This is a genomic window from Aquincola agrisoli, from assembly GCF_036621135.1.
Classification (GTDB): domain Bacteria; phylum Pseudomonadota; class Gammaproteobacteria; order Burkholderiales; family Burkholderiaceae_C; genus Aquincola; species Aquincola agrisoli.
The window spans coordinates 352,376-369,445 of the sequence record NZ_JAZIBG010000028.1; the positions used below are offsets into that span (position 1 = coordinate 352,376).

General features: G+C 69.8%; 15 protein-coding genes. 7 read left to right on the forward strand and 8 right to left on the reverse strand.

What is annotated here, in order from left to right:
- Nucleotides 1-13 precede the first annotated feature (13 nt).
- Nucleotides 14-877 carry a CorC family transporter gene (locus V4F39_RS13375; protein ID WP_332289997.1) on the reverse strand — a complete coding sequence of 288 codons (864 nt, stop codon included), beginning with the start codon at nt 875-877 and terminating at the stop codon, nt 14-16.
- 142 nt (nt 878-1,019) lie between these two features.
- Here V4F39_RS13375 and V4F39_RS13380 point away from each other — a divergent pair, with 142 nt between their 5' ends.
- From V4F39_RS13380 to hslU, 5 genes are all read left to right on the forward strand, one after another.
- Entirely contained in the window at nt 1,020-2,069 is a 1,050-nt protein-coding gene (locus V4F39_RS13380) for a CobW family GTP-binding protein (protein WP_332289999.1), read from the forward strand.
- A gap of 108 nt (nt 2,070-2,177) precedes the next feature.
- Nucleotides 2,178-2,840: an RNA polymerase-binding protein DksA gene (gene dksA, locus V4F39_RS13385; RefSeq protein ID WP_332290000.1), complete on the forward strand. Its 663-nt coding sequence runs from the start codon at nt 2,178-2,180 to the stop codon at nt 2,838-2,840.
- 19 nt (nt 2,841-2,859) lie between these two features.
- A complete protein-coding gene (locus V4F39_RS13390) occupies nt 2,860-4,698 on the forward strand; it encodes an STAS domain-containing protein (RefSeq protein ID WP_332290001.1) in 1,839 nt (612 codons plus the stop codon).
- A 77-nt stretch (nt 4,699-4,775) separates the two neighbouring features.
- Complete coding sequence (hslV, locus tag V4F39_RS13395) at nt 4,776-5,324, forward strand: ATP-dependent protease subunit HslV (RefSeq protein WP_332290003.1); 549 nt, start codon at nt 4,776-4,778, stop codon at nt 5,322-5,324.
- A gap of 66 nt (nt 5,325-5,390) precedes the next feature.
- Entirely contained in the window at nt 5,391-6,731 is a 1,341-nt protein-coding gene (hslU, locus tag V4F39_RS13400; RefSeq protein WP_332290561.1) for an ATP-dependent protease ATPase subunit HslU, read from the forward strand.
- Between the two features lie 22 nt (nt 6,732-6,753).
- Here hslU and V4F39_RS13405 read toward each other — a convergent pair whose 3' ends face one another.
- Nucleotides 6,754-7,521 carry a type III pantothenate kinase gene (locus V4F39_RS13405; protein WP_332290004.1) on the reverse strand — a complete coding sequence of 256 codons (768 nt, stop codon included), beginning with the start codon at nt 7,519-7,521 and terminating at the stop codon, nt 6,754-6,756.
- Nucleotides 7,518-9,404: an ABCB family ABC transporter ATP-binding protein/permease gene (locus tag V4F39_RS13410; RefSeq protein WP_332290005.1), complete on the reverse strand. Its 1,887-nt coding sequence runs from the start codon at nt 9,402-9,404 to the stop codon at nt 7,518-7,520. The genes V4F39_RS13405 and V4F39_RS13410 overlap by 4 nt, the downstream gene beginning before the upstream one ends.
- Before the next feature lie 36 nt (nt 9,405-9,440).
- Between V4F39_RS13410 and V4F39_RS13415 the strand changes: the two genes are divergently transcribed.
- Together V4F39_RS13415 and V4F39_RS13420 are read left to right on the forward strand one after the other, a co-directional pair.
- Nucleotides 9,441-9,863, forward strand: a complete 423-nt coding sequence (locus V4F39_RS13415) for an acyl-CoA thioesterase (protein WP_332290006.1) — start codon at nt 9,441-9,443, stop codon at nt 9,861-9,863.
- 13 nt (nt 9,864-9,876) lie between these two features.
- Nucleotides 9,877-10,953: a serine endopeptidase gene (locus V4F39_RS13420; protein WP_332290007.1), complete on the forward strand. Its 1,077-nt coding sequence runs from the start codon at nt 9,877-9,879 to the stop codon at nt 10,951-10,953.
- Nucleotides 10,954-10,955: 2 nt separating this feature from the next.
- Here the strand turns inward: V4F39_RS13420 and V4F39_RS13425 are convergent, their stop codons facing one another.
- From V4F39_RS13425 to V4F39_RS13445, 5 genes are all read right to left on the reverse strand, one after another.
- A complete protein-coding gene (locus V4F39_RS13425; protein ID WP_332290008.1) occupies nt 10,956-12,359 on the reverse strand; it encodes an alpha,alpha-trehalose-phosphate synthase (UDP-forming) in 1,404 nt (467 codons plus the stop codon).
- Between the two features lie 40 nt (nt 12,360-12,399).
- The gene (locus V4F39_RS13430) at nt 12,400-14,196 is read right to left on the reverse strand and encodes a glycoside hydrolase family 15 protein (RefSeq protein ID WP_332290009.1); all 1,797 of its coding nucleotides are present in this window, start codon (nt 14,194-14,196) and stop codon (nt 12,400-12,402) included.
- Entirely contained in the window at nt 14,193-15,008 is an 816-nt protein-coding gene (otsB, locus tag V4F39_RS13435) for a trehalose-phosphatase (RefSeq protein WP_332290010.1), read from the reverse strand. The genes V4F39_RS13430 and otsB overlap by 4 nt, the downstream gene beginning before the upstream one ends.
- Nucleotides 15,005-16,132, reverse strand: a complete 1,128-nt coding sequence (locus V4F39_RS13440) for a mechanosensitive ion channel family protein (RefSeq protein ID WP_332290011.1) — start codon at nt 16,130-16,132, stop codon at nt 15,005-15,007. Before V4F39_RS13440 ends, otsB begins: the two co-directional genes overlap by 4 nt.
- 86 nt (nt 16,133-16,218) lie before the next feature.
- Nucleotides 16,219-16,980 (reverse strand): enoyl-CoA hydratase, encoded by a 762-nt coding sequence (locus V4F39_RS13445; protein WP_332290012.1) that lies wholly within the window; start codon nt 16,978-16,980, stop codon nt 16,219-16,221.
- Nucleotides 16,981-17,070: the final 90 nt, after the last annotated feature.

The window sequence follows — 17,070 nt, forward strand, 5'->3', positions numbered from 1 at the left end:
CAGGATCGGCCGGTCAGCGCGTCGATGCCGGCGCACCGGCATCGGGCGCGCGCACCACCTTGAACCAGCGCACCGCGCCGCCCCGGGTGAGCATCACCTCGAAACGCAGGCCGCCGACCTCCACCGCCTCGCCGCGGCGCGGCACGCGGCCCAGCTCATGGGCGACCAGGCCGCCGATGGTGTCGAACTCGTCGTCCGGCAAGGCCACGGCGAAGGCCTCGTTCACCTGCTCGATCTCGACGTCGCCGGCCACGCGCTGCGCGCCGTCGGCCAGCGTGTAGATGCCGGACTCGGCATCCTCCTCGTCGAACTCGTCCTCGATCTCGCCGACGATCTCTTCGAGCACGTCCTCGATCGTCAGCAGCCCGGCCACGTTGCCGAACTCGTCGATGACGATCGCCAGGTGGTTGCGGTTGCTGCGGAAATCGCGCAGCAGCTCGTTCAAGCCCTTGCTCTCCGGCACGAACACCGGCGGGCGCAGCAGCGTGCGCAGGTTCAGCGACGGCGCGCGCTGCAGCTTGAGCAGGTCCTTGGCGAGCAGGATGCCAATGATGTTGTCGCGCTGGCCCTCGTAGACGGGGAAGCGCGAGTGGCCGGTGGTGATCACCTGCGCCAGCAGGTCGTCGTAGTCGGCGTCGATGTCGAGCCGGTCGATGTGCGGCGCGGCCACCATCACGTCGCCGGCGCTCATGTCGGCCATGCGGATCACGCCTTCGAGCATGCCGCGGCTTTGCGGGTCTATCAGCTCGCGCTCCTCGGCATCGGCGAGCGATTCGATCAATTCGTCTTTCGAATCCGGCCCCGGCGAGATGAACTCGACGAGGCGGTCGAACAGGCTGCGGCGCTCGGCGGCGTCGCGGTCTACCGGTTTGTGCACTGGGTGGGCGAGCGAAGCGGACACGAAAGGATACCCGAAGGCCACGGCCGCCGCGCCATGCTTGACACACCCGCCCTCTTGCAGGACATTCGCCCGCCCCCATCTGCGCCGGTTGTCGCACCCCAGCCATACGAGCCCCGCCATGTCACAAGGCCTGATCCCCGCCACCATCCTCACCGGCTTCCTCGGCAGCGGCAAGACCACGCTGCTCAAGCGTGTGCTGACCGAGGCCCACGGCCAGAAGATCGCCGTGATCGAGAACGAGTTCGGCGAGGAGAACATCGACAACGACATCCTCGTCTCGAACGAGGGCGAGCAGATCATCCAGATGAACAACGGCTGCGTCTGCTGCACGATCCGCGAGGACCTGCGCTCGACGCTGTCCGACCTGGCCGAGAAGCGCCGCAAGGGCGAACTGAGCTTCGACCGCGTCGTGATCGAGACCACCGGACTGGCCGACCCGGGTCCGGTGGCGCAGACCTTCTTCATGGACGACGAGGTCGCCGAGAGCTACCTGCTGGACTCCGTGCTGACGCTGGTCGACGCCAAGCACGCCGAGCAACAGCTCGACACGCGCCAGGAGGCCCGCCGCCAGATCGGCTTCGCCGACCAGATCTTCATCAGCAAGACCGACCTCGCCGACCCGGCGGCCGTCGACGCGCTGGCGCACCGCATCAAGCACATGAATCCGCGCGCGCCGCAGAGCCGCGTGCACTTCGGCGAGGTCTCGCTCGACAAGATCTTCGATCTCAAGGGCTTCAACCTCAACAGCAAGCTGGAGATCGACCCGGACTTCCTGAACGCCGACGACGGTCATGGCCATCACCACCACGACCATGACCATGACCACGAGCACGGCGAGCACTGCGACCACCCGCACCATCACGCGCACGACGACGACGTCAAGTCGTTCGTCTTCCGTGCCGACCGCGCCTTCAGCCCGACCAAGCTCGAAGACTTCCTCGGCTCGATCGTCCAGGTGTACGGCCCCAAGCTGCTGCGCTACAAGGGCGTGCTGTTCATGAAGGGCAGCGATCGCAAGGTGATCTTCCAGGGCGTGCACCAGCTGATGGGCAGCGACCTCGGGCCAAAGTGGATGCCGGGCGAAAAGCGCCAGAACAAGATGGTCTTCATCGGCATCGACCTGCCGCGCGAAATCCTCGAACAAGGGCTGACGCAGTGCCTCGTCTGAGAGACCATGGATGCCCAGGGGCGTGGCTACAATCCGCGCGCCCCGAGCGGCGGTCCACGCACCTCGGACCTGCGTAGCGGATACAAACACCGTGAAGAGGAGTGCGAAGTGAGCAAGACCCCAGCCAAGAGCGACGGCCGCGCGGCCGCAGGCAAGCCCACAGGCAAGGTTGGCGCCAAGGCGGCCGCCTCGGAACCCGTCGCAGCACCCTTGCCCTCCGACAGCGCCAGCCGCTTCGCGGACCGCTTCGCACCCGCCAAGCCGCCCGCCAGAACGTATTCAGATTTCGACATGGACACCGTGAAACCCGCCGTGAAGCACGACCCGAAGCTCGCCAACGCCTGGAAGAGCAAGAGTGGCCGCGAGCTCACCGAAGCCGAACTGCTCGCCATGCCGGACGAGGAGTACATGAATGACAAGCAGCTCGAGTTCTTCCGCGCCCGCCTCGTGGGCCTCAAGGACGACCTGCTGTCCAACGCCGGCGAGACCACCGAGCACCTGCGCGAAGACACGACGATCGTTCCGGACCCGGCCGACCGCGCGACCATCGAGGAAGAGCACGCGCTGGAGCTGCGCACGCGCGACCGCGAACGCAAGCTGCTCAAGAAGATCTCCCAGTCGCTGGCCCGCATCGAATCGGGCGAATACGGCTTCTGCGACGAAACCGGCGAGCCGATCGGCCTCGGCCGCCTGCTGGCCCGCCCCACCGCCACGCTTTCCCTCGAGGCCCAGCAGCGCCGCGAGATGAAGCAGAAGATGTTCGGCGACTGACCGCTGTCGAGGCAGGTTCATGGCGGACCCCAAGGACGAAAGCTTCTTCCGCAAGGTCGTTCGCTTCGTGGCCAACCCTGCCACCGACTGGGCCGACCTCAACTCACGCCAGGCCGAGGACGGCGCCCTCGAGATCGAGCGCTCCGAGCTGAAGGCGATGGTGGAGCGCAAGCGGCGCAACGATTTCGTCCGCAAGCGCGAGTTCGACATGCTGCGCAAGCTGCGGCGCGAAGGTTTGTCGCCGGAGCAGCTGGCGGCGCTCGGCGGCTCCTCGCGGCTCGACGACTCGGAAGCGCGGCTGAACGAGCAGACCTCGTCCGCCCGCGCCGAAGGCGGCGTCAAGGCCAAGATCGACGAGATCGAGCAGCAGATGGTCGGCGCCGGCAAGTTCGGGCCGGCATCCACCCGGCGCGCCAGCTCCCAGTTCGACACGACGGCGAAGCAGCCGCTGCCCCCGCCGCCGGCGATGGACGCGCCGGCCGCGCCTGCAAACCCGCGCCCGGGCATTGCGCACGCCCCCGACCTCCCGCCGACGAGGCTGGAGGCCGAGCGTGCTGCCGGCACCAGCCGCGCCGTGATGGCGCCCGGCTTGTCGCCGCTGTCGGGCGCCCGGCCGGCGCCTGCCGAATGGCCACCGCGCACGCCCGTGGCACCGCCGGGTCCCACGCCACCGCCGAAGTCGGTGCCGGCGGGCAGCTTCGCCCCGCCCCCCAGCACCGACTTCGGCGGCGCCTTCACGGTCGAGGTCAGCGAGGCGGTCCACGACCCGGAGCTGGACGAGGCCGTCATCGCGTTCGCCAACGCCGACTTCGACCAATGCGAGCAATCGCTGACGCAGCTCACCAGCGGCGACGGCAGCCGGCTCGAACACGGCGAGACCTGGCTGGTGCTGTTCGATCTCTACCGCGCCACCGGCCAGCAGCACAAGTTCGAGCAGCTGGCGTTCGAGTACGCACCACGTTTCGGCTGGTCGGCGCCGCAATGGTTCTCGATGCCGCGGCTGGTGGCCGACGCGGCCGCCGCCAACGACCGCCCGACGACCTTGCGCTCCGCTGGCGAGGTGGGCTGGGTCGCCCCGGCGCAGCTGGACGCGGAGTCGGTCGTGCGGCTGCGTTCGCAAACGCTGCAGATGCCGCTGCCGTGGGTGTTCGACTGGAGCGGCCTGCAATGGGTCGACGCGGAAGCCGCCACGCTGCTGTCGCAACTCTTCCGCCAGTGGGCCGAGGAGCCGCTCGACATGCGCTGGCTGTCGGGCGAGCATTTCCTGTCCGTGCTGGCCGAAGCCGCCCCGACCGGCGTGCGCGACGCGGATCCGGCGTTCTGGGTCGCACGCCTCGACGCGCTGCGCCTGGCCAACCGCGCCGACCAGTTCGACGAAACCGCGATCGACTACTGCGTCACCTACGAGCTGTCGCCCCCGTCGTGGGAGCGGGTGCGCTGCAAGGTGCGCTTCAGCGACAGCGGCGGCGGCAGCAGCAGCGGCGGCCACAGCACCCACTCGCCGCCGATGTCGCAGATCAGCGAAGTCTCCACCAGCTTCCTCGAATCGGGACTGGTCGACGACACGCACAGCGTGCAGGTGGCGACCGTGGAACTCTCCGGCCAGCTCGTGGGCGACATCGGCGCCACGCTGCGCATGCTGGACCAGCAGCTGGGCCGCGCCGCGCTCGTCACCGTGAACTGCAGCAAGCTGATCCGGGTCGACTTCATCGCGGCCGGCGACCTGCTGAACTGGGTGCTCGCCAAGCGCAGCGAGAGCCGCGACGTCGTGTTCGCCGACGCGCACCGCCTGGTCGCGTTGTTCTTCGGTGCGATGGGGATCAACGAGCACGCGCGGGTCAAGGTCCGCACGAACTGACGCGGTCCGCCTTCGGCGGCCCGCCCGCTTCCACCGCCGGCGCTTGAATGCCGGCCCTTCACCGCCAGATGCAGCCCATGGACTCACAAACCCCGGTGTTTCACGGCACCACCATCGTCAGCGTCCGGCGCGGCAACCGCGTCGCGCTGGGCGGCGACGGACAGGTCACGCTCGGCAACATCGTCGTCAAGGCCAGCGCGCGCAAGGTGCGCAAGCTCTACCGGGACCAGGTGCTGGCCGGCTTCGCCGGTGCCACCGCCGACGCCTTCACCCTCTTCGAGCGCTTCGAGGCCAAGCTCGAGAAGCACCAGGGCCATCTGGTGCGCGCCGCGATCGAGCTGACGAAGGACTGGCGCACCGATCGCGTGCTGCGCCGGCTCGAGGCCATGCTGGCCGTGGCCGACAAGGACGCCTCGCTGATCATCACCGGCAACGGCGACGTGCTCGAGCCCGAGAACGGCATCATCGCCATCGGCTCCGGCGGCGCCTACGCGCAGGCCGCGGCCAAGGCCCTGCTCGACAACACCGAGCTGCCGCCCGAGCAACTGGTCAAGAAGTCGCTGGAAATCGCCGGCGACCTGTGCATCTACACCAACCAGCATCACACCATCGAGGTCCTGGGATGAATCGAACGCAGACGTTCCCGTCGCGGGCCGGCCGACGTACACGTCGGACGAGGGGCTGACATGAGCATGACGCCTCAGGAGATCGTCTCCGAACTCGACCGCCATATCGTCGGCCAGGCCGCCGCCAAGCGGGCGGTCGCCATCGCGCTGCGCAACCGGTGGCGCCGCCAGCAGGTCGACGAGAAGCTGCGCGGCGAGATCACCCCGAAGAACATCCTGATGATCGGCCCGACGGGCGTGGGCAAGACCGAGATCGCCCGGCGCCTGGCCAAGCTGGCCGACGCGCCGTTCATCAAGGTGGAGGCCACCAAGTTCACCGAGGTCGGCTACGTCGGCAAGGATGTCGACAGCATCGTGCGCGACCTGGTCGACATGGCCGTCAAGCAGGAACGCGAACTCCAGGTGCGCCGCAAGCGGGCCATGGCCGAGGACGCCGCGGAAGACCGCATCCTCGACGCGCTGGTACCGCCGCCCCGCACACCGTCGGTGGGCTTCGACGTCGAACCTGCGCCTCCCCCGCCCGACAACACCGCCCGCCAAGTGATGCGCAAGCGCCTGCGTGAAGGCACGCTGGACGACAAGGAGATCGAGATCGACCTGGCCGAGGCCAAGCCATCGCTCGAGATCCTCGGCCCGCAGGGCATGGAGGAGATGGCCGAGCAGCTCAAGGGCCTGTTCTCGCAGATGGGCGGCGCCAAGCGCAAGACCCGCAAGCTCAGGATCGGCGAAGCCCGCAAGCTGCTGGTCGACGAAGAGGCGGCCAAGCTGGTCAACGAGGACGACATCAAGACGGCCGCGCTGCAGAACGCCGAGCAGAACGGCATCGTCTTCATCGACGAGATCGACAAGGTCGCTTCGCGCGGCGAGCACGGCGGCGGCGGTGGCGAAGTCTCGCGCCAGGGCGTGCAGCGCGACCTGCTCCCGCTGGTCGAAGGCACCACCGTGAACACCAAGTACGGCATGGTGAAGACGGACCACATCCTCTTCATCGCCTCGGGCGCCTTCCACCTGACGAAACCCAGCGACCTGATCCCGGAGCTGCAGGGGCGCTTCCCGATCCGCGTCGAGCTGGGCTCGCTGTCGGTCGACGACTTCGAGGCCATCCTCACCAGCACCCACGCGAGCCTGGTCAAGCAGTACGAGGCGTTGCTGGCCACCGAGGGCGTCACGCTCGACATCACGGCTGACGGCATCCGCCGGCTGGCGCAGATCGCCTACGACGTGAACGAGCGCACCGAGAACATCGGCGCCCGCCGGCTCTCGACGGTGATGGAGCGCCTGCTCGACGAGGTGAGCTTCGATGCGCCCAACCGCAGCGGGCAGACCGTCACGCTGGATGCGGCGGCCGTCGACGGCAAGCTCGCCGAGCTGGCGAAGAACGAAGACCTGTCGCGCTACATCCTCTGACCCGCGCCGCCGGGGCGGGCCCTCACAACGCGAGGCGGTGCGACTGCATCGTCAGCAGCCCGTCGAAGATCAGCGACTCGACCAGCTCATGGTCGACGTCGAGGTCGGGCGCCACCTTCCATCCGGCGCCGCCGGTCACCAGCACGATCGGCGTCTTGCCGGTGCGCGTTCGCAGGTGCCGGTGCATGCGCTCGATGGCGCCGGTGATGGCGAAGGTGCCGCCGCTGGTGAGCGCATCGGAGGTGTTGGTCGGAAAGTCCCGCACGTCGCCGGTCGGCACGCGCAGCCCCGCGGTGCCGCTCTCCAGCGCCCGCAGCATGATCCCGTGGCCCGGCAGGATGATGCCGCCGAGGAAGTGGCCGTCGGGCGCCAGCGCGTCGACCGTCACCGCCGTACCCATCATCACCACCAGCACCGGGCGGTGCGATCCGCGCGAGCGCATGTGCCAGTGCGCGCCGATCAGCGCGGTCCAGCGGTCGGCCCCGAGCCGGCTCGGGTGGTCGTAGCCGTTGACCACGCCGCCCTCGCTCGCGCCCGGCACGACCCAGCGCGGGGTGAAGTCCCACAGCTCGAGCTGCTCCTCGACGCGGCGGCGTACCGCATCGCCGGCCACGTTGCAGCCGAGCATGCTGGTCGGCGCGGCGAGCTTCGCCCACTCGCCCTCGGCGAGTTCGTCGATGGTTTCGAGGAAGGCGGCCCCGTGGGCCAGAAGCGCGGCGCCCGGCTGAGGTGACGAGTACTGCGCCCACTTCAGACGGGTGTTGCCGATGTCGATGGCGAGGAAGCTCATGGCGCAGTGGACAGGCTCGGACCCGGCGATTGTGCCCAATGCGCCGCGACCCCTTCCGCGCCGCCCTGCGCGTGCTGCAGCTGCCACATGCGCGCGTACACGCCGCCGTGCGCCAGCAGCGCCGCGTGCGAGCCGCGCTCCGCCACGCGGCCGTGCTCCAGCACGACGATCTCGTGCGCATCGACCACCGTCGACAGCCGGTGCGCGATCACCAGCGCGGTCTTGCCGCGCGCGGCGCTCTGCAGCTCGGCCTGGATCGCGCGCTCGTTGGCCGAGTCGAGCGCCGAGGTCGCCTCGTCGAAGATGAGGATCGGCGGATTTTTCAGCAGCGTGCGGGCGATCGCCACGCGCTGCTTCTCGCCGCCGGAGAGCTTCAGGCCGCGCTCGCCCACCATGGTGGCGTAGCCCTGTGGCGTGCCGGCGATGAAGTCGTGGATGTGGGCGGAGCGCGCCGCGCCCTCGATCTCCGCCGGCGTCGCCGACGGCCGGCCGTAGCCGATGTTGTAGGCCACCGTGTCGTTGAACAGCACGGTGTCCTGCGGCACGATGCCGATCGCGGCGCGCAGGCTGGCCTGCGTGACCTCCCGGATGTCCTGCCCGTCGACCGTGATGCGTCCGGCGCCGGCAGGCACGTCGTAGAAGCGGTACAGCAGGCGCGCCAGCGTCGACTTGCCGGCCCCCGAGGGCCCCACCACCGCCACCGTGCGGCCCGGTGGGATCTCGAAGCTGAGGTCGTGCAGGATGGGCCGGCCGCCAGACTCGTAGGCGAAGGAGACGTTCTCGAAGCGCACCCGGCCCTGCGTCACCGCCAGCGGCCGGGCGCCGGGGGCGTCGGCCACCTCGCGCTCGCGCTCGAGCAGCACGAACATCTTGTCGAGATCGGCCAGCCCCTGCTTCAGCTCGCGGTAGATGACGCCGAGGAAGTTCAGCGGCACGTAGAGCTGGATCATGAAGGCGTTGACCATCACCAGGTCGCCCAGCGTCATGCGGCCCGCCACCACCCCTTCCGTCGCCCGCCAGAGCATCGCGATCAGCGCCAGCGCGATGATCAGCTGCTGGCCGGCGTTGAGCAGCGACAGCGTACGCTGGCTCTTGACGGCCGCGCGGCGCAGGCGGTCGAGGCTCTCGTCGTAGCGGCGCGCCTCGTACTCCTCGTTGTTGAAGTACTTGACGGTCTCGTAGTTCAGCAGCGAATCGATCGCGCGGCTGTGCGCCTTCGAATCCAGCTCGTTGAGCTGCCGGCGGAACTGCGTGCGCCACTCGGTCACCGCCACGGTGAAGCCGATGTAGGCGACGAGCGCGGCGGCCGTGATGCCCGCGAACCAGGCGTCGAACTTAATCCCGAGCAGCGCCAGTACCAGCACCATCTCGATCAGCGTGGGCAGGATGCTGTAGAGCGAGTACGAGAACAGCGACTGCACCGCCTTCGTGCCGCGCTCGATGTCGCGGGTCATGCCGCCGGTCTGCCGCTCGAGGTGGAAGCGCAGGCTCATCGCATGCAGGTGGCGGAACACCTGCAGCGCGATGCTGCGCGTGGTGCCCTCGGTCGCCTTGGCGAACACCAGCTCGCGCAGCTCGGTGAACAGCGAGGTCGACAGCCGCAGCAGCCCGTAGGCGACGAGCAGCCCCACCGGCACCACCAGCATCGCCTGCACCGAGCCGGGCGCGATCGACAGGCGGTCGACCAGCTCCTTCAGCAGCAGCGGCACGCCGACGTTGGCGACCTTGGCCGCGACCATGAACGACAGCGCCAACCCGACACGCCAGCGGTAGCGCCACAGGTACGGCATCAGGCGCGCGAGCGTGCCCCAGTCGGAGCGTCGCGCCGAGGGCTCGGAGGCTGCCGGCGGCGGGGGTCGGGACGAGTCGGCGGCGGCACGCATCGTGTGAGAATGATTTTTCGAGAACAGAAGGGCCAGATGATGCCGAAGTCCGACGAATCCAGTGCGCCCGTCCAACTCCCCGACGACAAGGAGCTGGTGCTGCGGGTGATCCCGATGCCGGCCGACGTCAACAACAACGGCGACATCTTCGGCGGCTGGGTCATGGCCCAGGTCGACCTGGCGGGCGCCGTGCTGCCGGCCCGCCTCGTCCAGGGCCGCATGGCCACGGTGGCGGTCAAGGAATTCGTCTTCAAGCAGCCGGTGCGCGTGGGCGACCTGCTGAGCTTCTATGCCGAGATCGTCCGCGTCGGCACCACCTCGATCACCGTCGACGTCGAGGTCTACGCCCAGCGGCTGCGCCCGAAGGAAGAGACCGTCAAGGTCACCGAGGCCACGCTGACCTACGTGGCGACCGACGCCGAAGGCCGGCCGCGCCCGGTTCCCCGCAAGGCCCCCTGACCCCGGACGGGCCATGTTCAAGTCCCTGCGCGTGCCGGAGCGGCTGTTCCGGCTGGTGATGTGGCTGGTGTCCTTCGTGTTCGCCGGGTTCCTGGTGGGCCTCGGCGGCAAGATCGTCGCCGACCTCCCGCAGGCCGAAGCCCCGCTGCGGCTGGAAGACTTCGTGGCCGATCCGGCCGCGCTCGCCCGCGCGCGGGACGAGAGCGCGGCGCTCGACAAGCGCGAGACCGAACTCGGCGCCCGGCGCGAGCAGGCACAGCTCGCGCTGCAGGCGGCGTCCAATGCCTACCAATCGGCGCGTGCGGCCTACGGCAACTGGCTCGCCACCCGCACCGCGACCACCGACCCGCAGCAGGATCCGGAGGTCATCCGGCGCACCCGCGACCTCGACGCGCTGAAGGACAAGGAACGCCAGGCGCAGGCCGCCCTGGAAGCCGTCGACCAACAGCTGCTCGACACCCGCCAGGCCCGGCAGGCGCAGGAGCGCGCCGAAGCCGAGCTGCTCGCCGATGCACGCGCGGGCTACGACAGCGCCTGGCGAGCGCAGGAGCTGCGGATCTTCGGGCTGCGGCTCGCGCTCACCCTGCCCCTGCTGCTGGTCGCCGGCTGGCTGCTGGCCAGGAAGCGCGGCAGCGACTACTGGCCGCTGATGCGCGGCTTCGTGCTGTTCGCCGCCTTTGCGTTCTTCTTCGAGCTGGTGCCCTACCTGCCGAGCTACGGCGGCTACGTGCGCTACGGCGTCGGGGTGGTGCTCACCGCCGTGGCCGGCCATTACGTGGTGAAGGCGATGCGCCGCTACCTGGCGCGCCGCGCGCAGGTCGAGCAGCAGACCGAGCAGCAGCGCCGCCAGGCGCTCGGCACGGAGGCCGCGCTGAAGCACCTGGCCGCCAACGTCTGCCCGGCCTGCGAGCGCCCGGTGATGACCACCGGCGAGGTGGTGCCCGATTTCTGCGTGCATTGCGGCTTGCGCCTGTTCGACCGTTGCGGGCAGTGCGACACGCGCAAGAACGCGTTCTTCCACTACTGCCCGAAGTGCGGCACACGCGCCGAAGCCGCCGTGCCGCCGCAGCCGGCCGCTTCGGCCGGCTGAACTCAGGCCGCGGCCGGCGGGGCGCCGGGCTCGACCGTCTCGTCCAGCACGCGCAGGAAATCCCTGCGCCAGGCGTGCACGTCGTACTCGCGGATGGTCTTCAGCAGCGCCGCGTGCCGCTCCCGGCGCTCCGCCAGCGGCATCTGCAGCGCACGCTGGATCGTCTGCGCGGTGGCCGGGATGTCGTACGGATTGACCAGCAGCGCCTCGCGCATCTGCTCGGCCGCGCCGGCAAAACGCGACAGCACCAGCACGCCCGGGTTGTCCTCGTCCTGCATCGCCACGTACTCCTTGGCGACGAGGTTCATGCCGTCGCGCAGCGGCGTCACCAGCGCCACGCAGGCGGCGCGGTACAGCCCTGGCAGGCGCTTGCGGGCCCAGGTGCGGTGCATGTAGCGGATCGGCATCCACGCCAGCTCGCCGTAGTTGCCGTTGATCTCGCCGGCCAGGCTCTCCAGCTCGCGGCGGATGTCGGCATAGGCGTCGACGCTCTCGCGCGTGGGCGACGCGATCTGGATGAGCGTCGCGCTGTTGCGGTTCTCCGGGTAGTTGGCCAGCAGCTCCCGGAAGGCCTTGAGCCGGCGCGGCAGCCCCTTGGAATAGTCGAGCCGGTCGATGCCCACCAGCAGGCGCCGGTGCGCATACTGCGCCTTCAGCGTCGCCTCGGTCTCGCGTGATTCCGGCGACTCGGCCAGCCCGCGGAACTCGTCGACGTCGATGCCGATTGGGAACGCCTGCGCCCGCATGGTGCTGCCGTAGGCGCGGAACCGGCCATCGGGCAGGCGCTCGGCATGCGCCTCGTCGATCAGGAAGCGGCTGAAGTGGTCGGCGTCGGCGTTCGTCTGCAGGCCGACCAGGTCGTAGGCGAAGAAGGACCGCATCAGCCATTCGTGCCCCGGGATGGCGGCCAGGATGGGCGGCGGCGGCAGCGGGATGTGCAGGAAGAATCCGATGCGCTGCCGGCAGCCCAGCGCACGCAGCTCCGACGCGAGCGGGATCAGGTGGTAGTCGTGCACCCAGATGATGTCGTCGTCGCGCAGCAGCGGCGCGAGCTTGCGCGCGAAGAGCCGGTTCACCCGCTGGTAGCCGGCGAAGAAGCCGCTGCCGAAGTCCGCCAGGTCGAGCCGGTAGTGAAAGGCCGGCCACAGCGCCTGGTTCGAGTAGCCGGTGTAGTAGGCGTCGTGGTCGTCGCGAGAGAGGTCGATGGTGACCAGGTCGACGTTGCCGGCGCGCTGCTGGTGCAGGTCGCCCTCGCCCGTCGCTCCGCCCTCGATGATCTTGCCGCTCCAGCCGAACCACAGGCCGCCCCGCGAGGCCAGGGCGTCGCCGAGGGCGACGGCCAGGCCGCCGGCGGCCACTTTGCGGGGATCTCCGATGCGGTTCGATATGACGACGAGACGACTCAAAACGGGGGTACTCCTTGAAGGCTTGAAGGGCAGAACGGCTTCAGATGCGCGAGTCCCACGGCGCCGACAGGCGGACCGCGGCGTTCACGATGCCCACCATCGAGTAGGTCTGCGGGAAGTTGCCCCACAGCTCGCCGGTGGTGGGATGGGTGTCCTCGGACAGCAGCCCGAGCGGATTGCGCACGGCCAGCATCGCCTCGAATATCTCGCGCGCCTGCTCCTTGCGGCCGATGCGCGCGAGTGCGTCGATGCGCCAGAAGGCGCAGATGTTGAAGGAGGTCTCGGGCCGGCCGAAGTCGTCCGGCGCCTCGTAGCGGCGCATGTAGGGGCCGTCGCACAGCGAGGCCTCCAGCGCATCGACGGTCGCGACGAAGCGCGGGTCGCGCGGGTCGATGAAGCCTACCTCGGCCATCAGCAGCACGCTGGCGTCGAGGTCGCGGCCGCCGAAGCTTTCGGCGAAGGCCTGGCGCTCCTCGTTCCACGACTGCGTCAGGATCTTCTCGCGGATCACTTCCGCGCGCGAGCGCCACAGCGCCACGCGGTCGGCCTCGCCGAACACCTGCGCGATCTTGGCCAGCCGGTCGCAGGCCGCCCAGTTCATCAGCACCGACGAGGTGTGCACCCGGGCCCGCGTGCGCAGCTCCCACATGCCGGCGTCGGCCTGGTCATGGATGAGGAACGCGCGCTCGCCCACCGCCTCGAGCAGGTGGAACTCCTGCAGCGTGCCGCGGCGCAGCAGCCGCTTGTCGTGGAAGGCCTGTGCCGCGCCCAGCACGATGTTGCCGTAGACGTCGTGCTGGAAATGCTCGGCCGCCTGGTTGCCCACGCGCACCGGCCGGTGGCCGCGGTAGCCGGCGAGGTGGTCGACGATGGCCTCGGGCAGCTCGCGCTCCAGGCCGATGCCGTACAGCGGCTGCACGTGGCCGCCGGCCATGTCGCCGATCGCGTCGCGCATCCAACGCAGGTAATCTTCCATCGTGCCGACTTCGGACAGGCTGTTGAGCGCCCGCACCACGAAGAACGCATCGCGCAGCCAGCAGAAGCGGTAGTCCCAGTTGCGCTCGCTGCCCGGCGCCTCGGGGATGCTGGTCGTCATCGCCGCGACGATGGCGCCGGTGTCCTCGTAGAGGCACATCTTCAGCGTGATGGCGGCGCGGATCACCGCGTCCTGCCATTCGAGCGGCAGCGCGAGCGCGCGCGACCACGAGCGCCAGTAGGCGATGGTGCGCTCCTCGAGCTGCCGCGCCGTGTCCTCGATGTTCGCGTCCAGCATCTCGTCGGGGCCGAGGACCAGGCTGATCGGGCGGGTCAGCGTGAACGGCGTCTCGTCGAGGACGTAGGTGATCGGCGCGTTGGTCGTCAGGCGCAGCGTGGTGTCGGGGCCGACGAAGCGGATGTGGTTGCTGCCGCGCGTGCGGGCCGGCGCGTTGCGGCCCCAGTCGCACCGCGGGCGCAGCACGATGCGCAGGCGCGGCGCTCCCTGCAGCGCGCGGATGCGCCGCACCAGCATGATCGGACGGAAGGGGCGGCCGTGCTGGAAGTAGCGCGGCGCGAAATCGGTGATCTCGATCGCACCGCCCTGTGCGTCGTACAACCGGGTGCGCAGCACGCCGGTGTTGTCCTCGTAGGCCTGCTCGCTGCGTACCTGGTCGTCGAGCTGCACCTGGTAGCTGCCGTCCTCTTGCAGGCCATTGGCCGAGTCGAGCAGCGCATGGAAGACCGGATCGCCATCGAAGCGCGGCAGGCAGCACCAGACGATGCGGGCCTGGTCGTCGACGAGTGCACTGATCGAGCAATTGCCGATGATGCCGAGGTTCAGGGATGCCGGTGCATTCATGGGTGCGAGGGATGTGGTGGAGGGTCTGCAACCACGGCCGGCAGACGCTGGACCGCCTCGCCCAGCCATCGCGCGACCGCATCGATATCCTGCAGCCAATAGTGTGCCTGCGTGTCACCGGGGCCCACGCGGATGCCGAAGCCGCCCGCGGCCTGGGCCGCGGCAATGCCGTCCTCGTCGGTGACGTCGTCGCCGACGTAGACCGGCACGCGGCCTGCGAAGCAGGGATCCGCCTGCAGTGCGGCGAGCGCCACGCCCTTCGAGACGCGGCGCTGCTTCACCTCGAAGACGTAGTGCCCGCCCATCACCTGCCAGGCGGCCGCCTCGGGCAGGCCGCCCAGCGAGATGTGCAGCGTGTCGTGGCACAGCGTGGCCAGCAGCGGACGGTTGCGGTAGTGGAGCGCGAAGCCGCCGGTCTTGGGCTCGTACAGCAGGCCGGGATGCTGCTGCGCCAGCGCCTGCGCCGCGGCGACGAGCGCCGCCGGGGGCTCGCCGCCCAGCACCTGCAGCCGGCCGTCGCTGCCGCGGCGCTCGACGCCGTGGACTCCCGCGGCGGGCAGCTGCAACGGCGCGAGGAAGCCGTCGATCTGCTCGACCGGCCGGCCGCTGACGATCGCCAGCGCCCCGCCCAGCGCGGCGTGCAGGTGCTGCAGCGTCGGCTGCACCCAGATCGGCACCACCACGTCCTGCGGGCGGGGAGCCAGCGGCGCGAGCGTGCCGTCGAAGTCGATGAACAAGGCCGCCTGCGCCGGCAGGGGCGGCGGCCCGGCGCGCAGCGCCTGCTGCGGGAGGGGCGGGACCGGGGCCGTCATGGCGCGGGCGACACCGTGGGTGCCGGGGCCTGCAGGGCGTCGGCGGGCAGGCGGAAACTGTCGTCACCGCCCGGGACGACCTCGCGCGACAGGTGCGTGCGCCACAGCGGCAGGTGCTGCGGATGCTCGCGCTGGATGAAGGTCAGCAGCCCTTCGCGCACATGGCAGCGCAGGTCCCAGGCCTTGCCCGAGTCCGCTGCGGTGACGAGCACGCGCAGCTGCATCGCCCGTTCGGCGGCCTCGGTCACCTGCAGCAGGCACAGGCGGCCGTCCCAGTGCGGCGAGGATTCGCACAGGCGTTGCGCTTCCGCGCGCAGCGGCTCCAGCGGCATGGCGTAGTCCACGTAGAGGAACACGGTGCCGATGATCTGCGAAGAACTGCGGGTCCAGTTCTGGAAGGGGTTCTCCATGAACCAGTTCAGCGGGATGATGAGCCGCCGTTCGTCCCAGATGCGCAGCACCACGTAGGTGCCGGTGATCTCCTCGACGCGGCCCCACTCGCCCTGCACGATGAGCACGTCGTCGATGCGGATCGGCTGGGCCAGCGCGATCTGCAGGCCGGCGATCAGGTTGCTGAAGAGCGGCTTGGCCGCGATGCCGATCACGAGGCCGGCCACGCCCGCGGAGGCCAGCAGGCTCGCGCCGACCTGCTTGGCCCCCGGGAAGGTCATCAGGATCAACGACAGGCCCGCCAGCAGCACGGCCACCATCACCGTGCGCGACAGCACACGCGCCTGCGTGTGGATGCGACGCGCCTGCAGGTTGTCCTGGACATCGGCGGGATAGAGGTCGATCACGCCCTGCGCGACGCCCCGCACCGCGCGCAGCGCCAGCCAGGTCAGGGCGACGATCAGCAGCACGCCGTTGAGGTGCCGCACGCTGCCGATCAGGGGCAGCGCATCGGGTGCGCCCTGCCACACCACCTGCAGCGCCGCCAATGGCAGCACCCAGCGCGCGGGCGCGTCGGCCTGGGCCACCACGGCGCTCAGCACCCGCGACGGGCGCGTCACCCGGCGCAGCACCGCACGGCCCAGGCGGTGCACGACGAGCGCGATCAATACCGCCACCGTCGCAGCCATCAAGGGCTGCAGCCATGGCGTCCAGTTCAACGGCAATCCGGCCATCCGGTCGTCCTCCTCTGTGTTTCTACAAGCAAGGTGCGACCGGGGGATGCCGCCGGGGTTCCCCGGACCGGCAAATCCGCGCCGAATCAGAACTTCGAGAAGTCCGGCTTGCGCTTCTGGAAGAAGGCCTGGAACGCTTCCATCGCCTCCGGGCTGCGCAAGCGCTGCCCGAAGAGGCCCGCCTCGGTGCCGATGGCCTGCTGCACCGCTTCGGCGGACCAGCGGCGCATCAACTGCTTGCTCTCGCGCACCGCGCCGGGCGGCAGCGTGTTGAAGCGCTCGGCCACGCGGCGTGCGTGCTTCAGTACCTCCGAGGCCGGCAGCACCGCGTTGGCGATGCCGCACTCCACCGCCTGCTCGCCGGTGAAGGGGTCGCCGAGCAGCAGCTTCTCGGCAGCGCGACGGTGGCCCATGAGCTGCGGCACGAGCAGGCTCGATGCGAACTCCGGCACCAGGCCCAGGCCCGTGAAGGGCATGGCCAGCCGCGCATCGTCGGCCACGTAGACGAAGTCGCAGTGCAGCAGCAGCGTGGTGCCGATGCCGATGGCCGCGCCGGTGACGGCGGCCACCACCGGCTTGTCGAAGGCCGCCAGCGCCTTCATGAAGCGGAAGACGGCCGATGCCTCGCCCTGCGGCGGACGCGCCATGAAGTCCTCCAGGTCGTTGCCCGAGGTGAAGATGCCCGGCTGGCCGGTGATCAGCAGCGCGCGCACCGACGTGTCGGCCTGCGCCGCGGCCAGGCCGTCGGTCAGCGCCTCGTACATCGCCTGCGTCAGCGCGTTCTTCTTCTCGGGGCGGGCGATCTCCAGCGTCGCCACGCCGTCGACGATCGCGGTCTTGATGCTCATCGCATTCTCCTGTTCAGCTCGACTGTCGGTCCCCACACGACGCGTGCAGGGAACGGATGCTGCGCCAGCACGCACCGCGGATCCGGCTCC

Bases quoted from the DNA above. Each gene is read 5' to 3' on its own strand.
- hslU (WP_332290561.1), top strand. From the start codon at position 5,391: ATGACGCCTCAGGAGATCGTCTCCGAACTCGACCGCCATATCGTCGGC.
- V4F39_RS13445 (WP_332290012.1), bottom strand. From the start codon at position 16,980: ATGAGCATCAAGACCGCGATCGTCGACGGCGTGGCGACGCTGGAGATC.
- V4F39_RS13430 (WP_332290009.1), bottom strand. From the start codon at position 14,196: ATGAATGCACCGGCATCCCTGAACCTCGGCATCATCGGCAATTGCTCG.
- V4F39_RS13440 (WP_332290011.1), bottom strand. From the start codon at position 16,132: ATGGCCGGATTGCCGTTGAACTGGACGCCATGGCTGCAGCCCTTGATG.
- V4F39_RS13410 (WP_332290005.1), bottom strand. From the start codon at position 9,404: ATGCGTGCCGCCGCCGACTCGTCCCGACCCCCGCCGCCGGCAGCCTCC.
- hslV (WP_332290003.1), top strand. From the start codon at position 4,776: ATGGACTCACAAACCCCGGTGTTTCACGGCACCACCATCGTCAGCGTC.
- V4F39_RS13380 (WP_332289999.1), top strand. From the start codon at position 1,020: ATGTCACAAGGCCTGATCCCCGCCACCATCCTCACCGGCTTCCTCGGC.
- V4F39_RS13420 (WP_332290007.1), top strand. From the start codon at position 9,877: ATGTTCAAGTCCCTGCGCGTGCCGGAGCGGCTGTTCCGGCTGGTGATG.
- otsB (WP_332290010.1), bottom strand. From the start codon at position 15,008: ATGACGGCCCCGGTCCCGCCCCTCCCGCAGCAGGCGCTGCGCGCCGGG.
- V4F39_RS13390 (WP_332290001.1), top strand. From the start codon at position 2,860: ATGGCGGACCCCAAGGACGAAAGCTTCTTCCGCAAGGTCGTTCGCTTC.
- V4F39_RS13415 (WP_332290006.1), top strand. From the start codon at position 9,441: ATGATGCCGAAGTCCGACGAATCCAGTGCGCCCGTCCAACTCCCCGAC.
- V4F39_RS13405 (WP_332290004.1), bottom strand. From the start codon at position 7,521: ATGAGCTTCCTCGCCATCGACATCGGCAACACCCGTCTGAAGTGGGCG.